Annotated in this window: 4 protein-coding genes; 3 read left to right on the top strand and 1 reads right to left on the bottom strand. The window is 71.1% G+C overall.

What is annotated here, in order from left to right; translation table 11 throughout:
- Positions 1-960: YihY/virulence factor BrkB family protein (locus tag SACHA_RS20245; RefSeq protein ID WP_408640315.1), on the bottom strand; the 960-nt coding region annotated here is incomplete at its 3' end.
- 196 nt (positions 961-1156) lie between these two features.
- Here SACHA_RS20245 and SACHA_RS0104395 point away from each other — a divergent pair.
- The 3 genes from SACHA_RS0104395 (at position 1157) to SACHA_RS0104385 (ending at position 5159) form a co-directional block, all read left to right on the top strand.
- Positions 1157-2956, top strand: coding sequence for a DEAD/DEAH box helicase (locus SACHA_RS0104395; protein ID WP_019807494.1), 1800 nt, complete (start codon positions 1157-1159; stop codon positions 2954-2956).
- A 281-nt stretch (positions 2957-3237) separates the two neighbouring features.
- A complete protein-coding gene (locus SACHA_RS0104390) occupies positions 3238-4362 on the top strand; it encodes a sugar ABC transporter substrate-binding protein (RefSeq protein WP_028662881.1) in 1125 nt (374 codons plus the stop codon).
- Positions 4359-5159: an ATP-binding cassette domain-containing protein gene (locus tag SACHA_RS0104385; RefSeq protein ID WP_019807492.1), complete on the top strand. Its 801-nt coding sequence runs from the start codon at positions 4359-4361 to the stop codon at positions 5157-5159. Before SACHA_RS0104390 ends, SACHA_RS0104385 begins: the two co-directional genes overlap by 4 nt.
- The last annotated feature ends 30 nt before the right edge of the window (positions 5160-5189 follow it).

Here is a 5189-nt window from a genome sequence, read left to right as displayed (position 1 = left end):
CCGCCCGCCGCCGTCCCGCTCCAGGTGGCGCCACCGGCGGCGCTGTCGCCGTGTGCCCGTCGCGGGCCACAGCTCCTCGATCGCGCTGTTGAAGTAGGCGCCGGTGATGATGGCCAGCCCGATGAAGAACGTGAACAGCAGGAACGCGATCGGGGTGGCGAGCGCGCCGTAGGTGTAGCCGGTGGTGGTGATCCACGCGATGTAGACGCGCAGGCCCACGCTGGACAGCAGGAAGATCCCCATCGCGAGGATCGCACCCGGGACACCCCGGTGCCACGGGAGTTTGCGCGGCAGCGCCAGCTTGTACAGCGTCGCCAGCGCGATCACCAGCAGCACCGCCAAGGTGGGGTAGTACAGCACCGACAGCCACGACGCGATCGCGGGCCGCCACGGCTCCGGGAAGAACTCCGGCAGCAGCCCGGGCCCGATCGCGATCACGGGCAGTCCGATCACCAGCAGCACCAGGCTCGCCAGGTACAGCAGCAGGGCGAAGAACCGCTGCCACACCTCGTTGCGCACACGGTGCTGGTCGTGCGCGACGGTGATCGCGTCGACGAACGAGGCCATCGCCGACGAGCCCGCCCAGAGCGAGATGAGGAAACCCACCGACACGATCTGGCCCTTGCCCGTGGTGAGAATGTCGTTCACGGTCGGCGCGATGATGCCGGTGACGATGTTGTCGCTGAAGATCGTGTCGGAGAAGGCGAGGATCCTCTCCTGGACCCGGCGCACGACCTCCTCGCCGAACCAGTCGCCGACGTAGCCGAGGCTGCCGAGCAGGCCCAGCAGTAACGGCGGCAGGGACAGCGTCTGCCAGAACGCGGCCTCGGCGGCCTCGGCGAAGACGCTGCCGCCCCAGGCACGGGCCATCGTCCGGCGCACCAGGCGCACCGGACCCGCACCCCCGGGCCGCCGGCCGGGGCGGGGGGCCTGCCGGCTGTCGTCTTCTCGCCTCCGCATCGCGGTGTCCAGCATGGTCCATCAACGGCGCCCGCGTCTCGCGATCCCCGCTCGGCGTGTCCTTTCCGTCGCCGTCCCGGCGGGAGGCGGTAGGCTGCCCGGTGCGCCCTCACCGCGCAGCCGGCACGGCCGCCGGCCGCCGTCGTGGGGGTTTTCGCATGCCGGTGTCGTGAGTTCGCGAGGGAGGGAAGCGTCGGTGTCGGACACGGCCGGGACCCGGGAGGATGTCGCCGCACCCGAACCGGCGGACGACGCGACAGCCCGGCCGCTGCGCGCCTGGCAGCGCCGTGCGCTGACGAAATACCTCAGCCGCAGGCCGAAGGACTTCCTGGCGGTGGCCACGCCGGGCGCGGGTAAGACCGTGTTCGGGTTGCGTATCGCCGCGGAGTTGCTGTCCGACCGCACCGTGGAGTCGGTCACCATCGTCACGCCCACCGAGCACCTCAAGCACCAGTGGGCGGCCTCCGCGGAGGAGGCGGGCATCCCGATCGACTCGAACTTCACCAACGGCACCGGCGTCACCTCCCCCGACTACCGGGGCGTCGCGGTGACCTACGCCCAGGTGGCCGCGCACCCGACGTTGCACCGCGTGCGCACGGAGAACCGGAAGACGCTGGTGATCCTCGACGAGATCCACCACGCCGGGGACGCGAAGTCGTGGGGTGACGCGATCTTTGAGGCGTTCACCCCCGCCGTGCGGCGGCTGGGGCTGACGGGGACGCCGTTCCGCAGCGACGACGCCCAGATCCCGTTCGTGACCTACGAACCGGACGCCGACGGGGCGCTGCGCAGTAAAGCCGACTCCGCGTACAACTACGCCGACGCTCTGGCCGACGGGGTCGTGCGCCCGGTGGTGTTCCTGGCCTACTCCGGGGAGACGTCCTGGCGCACCAGCGCGGGTGACGAGTTCACCGCCCGGCTGGGCGAGCCGCTCACCGCCGAGCAGACCGCGCGGGCCTGGCGCACCGCGCTCGACCCGTCGGGGGAGTGGATCCCCTCGGTGCTGCAGGCCGCCGACACCCGGCTCACCCAGCTGCGGTCGGGCGGGGTGCCCGACGCGGGCGGGCTGGTCATCGCCACCGACCACGAGTCGGCCAAGGCGTACGCCACGATCCTCGCCCGGGTGTCCGGGGAGCAGCCGGTCGTGGTGCTGTCCGACGACCCGAAGGCCACCAAGCGGATCGGCGAGTTCGCCGAATCGACCGACCGCTGGCTGGTGGCGGTGCGCATGGTGTCCGAGGGCGTCGACGTGCCCCGGCTCGCGGTGGGCGTCTACGCCACGTCGGCGTCCACCCCGTTGTTCTTCGCCCAGGTCATCGGCCGGTTCGTGCGGTCGCGGCGGCCGGGGGAGACCGCGAGCGTGTTCCTGCCGAGCGTGCCCGTGCTGCTGGAGCTGGCCAGCGAGCTGGAGACCGAGCGGGACCACGTGCTCGGCAAGCCGGACCGGGAGAAGGAGGGCTGGGACGACGAACTCCTCGTCGCGGCGAACCGTACCGACGACGAGCGTGGCGAGGAGGAGAAGGCCTTCACCTCCTTGGGCGCCTCCGCCGAGCTGGACCAGGTCATCTACGACGGCAACTCGTTCGGCACCGCGACATTCTCGGGCAGCGAGGAGGAGCAGGAGTACCTGGGGCTGCCCGGACTGCTCGACGCCGACCAGATGCGCGCGCTGCTGCGCAAGCGCCAGGAGGAACAGCTCGCCGACGCCAAGCGCCGCAAATCCGGCACCGGGAGCTCGGCGGACGCGGCCGGGTCGGGTGCGTCGGGTCCGGAGTCGCCCGGGCAGACGCCCGCACCGCGCCCGCAGTCGGTGAACGAGCGGCTGAAGGCACTGCGCAAGGAACTCAACACACTCGTCGGGCTGCACCACCACCGCACCAGGAAGCCGCACGGCGCGATCCACAACGAACTGCGCCGTGTCTGCGGTGGGCCACCCACCGCGATGGCCACGGCCGAGCAGCTGGAGGAACGCATCGCCACCCTCCGCTCCTGGTGACCACCGGCAAGCACCCCAACCCCGCGAGTCGCCACCCCAGCCCCGCGAGTCGCCACCCCAGCCCCGCGAGTTGACGCTCGGGTGCCGGTCGTTTCGTGCGCTTCTCGCCCCCGCAGTCGGAGTACCGCGGACTCGCGCTCGCGCCGCGTCGGCCGTCCACGGCACGGCTGACGCAACGTGTCGACTCGTGGTCATGGGGGCTCTGGATCGATACAGATTTCCCTTTCGTGTGATGCGGGGCATATGTTGTGCGCCGCAACATACTCGAGAAGGGGTGGCCGATGCGGACGAACAGACTCGCCACTGGTGCCGGTGCGTTCGCCATGACGTTGACGCTCGCGGCGTGCGGGGCCAACGCCGGGGGTGGCGCCGAGGGCGGCGACGGGCAGAACGAACAGGGAGAGGCGCCGCTGGGCTCGGTGGGCGTCATCCTTCCCGAGACGGCCTCGTCGTCGCGCTGGGAGAGCTTCGACAAACCCATGCTGGAGGAGGCGCTGCGCGCCGAGGGCTTCGACCCGGACGTGCAGAACGCCCAGGGTGAGGTGCAGAAGTTCAGCACCCTGGCCGACGGAATGATCGCCCGCGGGGTCGAGGTGCTGATCATCGCCTCGATCAACAGCGAGGTCGGCAGCACGGTCGCGGCCGAGGCGAACAACGCGGGGATCCCCACCATCGACTACGACCGGCTCAACCTCGGCGGAAGCTCCGACTACTACGTCTCGTTCGACAACGTCCGCGTCGGCGAACTCCAGGGCGAGGGCATGGCTCAGGCGCTGAAGGGGCAGGAGGGCGCCGAGGTCGTCGAGATCGAGGGTGCCCCGACCGACAACAACGCCACGCTCTTCCACGAGGGACAGCGCAACGTCCTCCAGCCGTTGTACGACTCCGGCGAGCTGGAGCTCGTGCGCAGCGAACCGATCGACAACTGGGACAACCAGCGCGGCGGCACCATCTTCGAGCAGGTGCTCACCGCCAACGGCGGCTCGGTCGACGGGGTCGTCGCGGCCAACGACGGACTGGCCGGGGCGGTGATCACCGTGCTGCGCAAGAACGGGCTCGCCGGCACCGTGCCGGTGACCGGTCAGGACGCCACCCCGGCCGGGTTGCGCCGCATCCTGCGCGGCGACCAGTACATGACCGTGTTCAAGCCGATCAAGAAGGAGGCCGAGGCGACCGCGAAGCTCGCCGCCGCGCTCGCCGAGGGGGACACGGCCGCCGCCGATGAGCTCGCCGGGGACGTGACCGAGGACCCGAAGGGCGACCGGGAGGTGGCCTCGGTGCTGCTCGAACCGCACCTGATCACCCGGGACGACGTCAAGCGGGTCATCGACGCCGGTTACGTGGACGCCTCCGACGTGTGCGTCGACGACCTGGCCGACGACTGCGCGGAACTGGGGATCTCGTGAGCGGCACGGTAGCGGCGGAACCCGGGGTCGAGCCGGCGCTGCGGCTCGAAGGGCTGAACAAGAGCTTCGGTCCGGTCCACGTCCTGCACGACATCGACCTTTCCGTGCGGGCGGGCGAGGTCACCGCGTTGGTCGGGGACAACGGGGCGGGCAAGTCGACGCTGGTGAAGTGCATCGCCGGTATCCACGCCGCGGAGTCGGGCACGGTGCGGTTCCGTGGTGAGCCGGTGCACATCCGCGGTCCCGCCGACGCGGCGGCCCTCGGGATCGAGGTCGTGTACCAGGACCTCGCCCTGGCGGACAACCTCGACATCGTCGAGAACATGTTTCTCGGCAGGGAACGGGGGAGTCCGTGGCTGCTGGACGAGGCGGCCATGGAACAGGCGGCCCGGTCGACCCTGGCTTCCCTGTCGGTGCGCACGGTCAAGTCCGTGCGCACCCCGGTGTCCTCGCTCTCCGGCGGTCAGCGGCAGACCGTGGCGATCGCGAAATCCGTGCTGTGGGACAGCTCCGTGGTCCTGCTGGACGAGCCCACCGCCGCGCTCGGGGTGGCGCAGACCCGGCAGGTGCTCGACCTCGTGCGCAGGCTCGCCGACACGGGCCTCGGGGTCGTGCTGATCAGTCACAACATGGCGGACGTGTTCGAGGTCGCCGACCGGATCGCCGTGCTTTACCTCGGGCGGGTGGCCGCGGAGGTGCCCGCCCGGGACGTGACGCACGGCCAGGTCGTCGAGCTGATCACCGCGGGCCGCTCCGGGGACCTCGGACTGGCCCGCCCGGACACGGCCGCGCTGTAGAGCGGCCCCGTCCGCGGGCCCCGTCCGAGC

The sequence above is a fragment of the Saccharomonospora halophila 8 genome (genome assembly GCF_000383775.1).
GTDB classification, from domain to species: Bacteria; Actinomycetota; Actinomycetes; order Mycobacteriales; family Pseudonocardiaceae; genus Saccharomonospora; species Saccharomonospora halophila.
This window is presented reverse-complemented; position numbering and strand designations above follow the sequence as displayed.

Bases quoted from the DNA above. Each gene is read 5' to 3' on its own strand.
- SACHA_RS0104390 (WP_028662881.1), top strand. From the start codon at position 3,238: ATGCGGACGAACAGACTCGCCACTGGTGCCGGTGCGTTCGCCATGACG.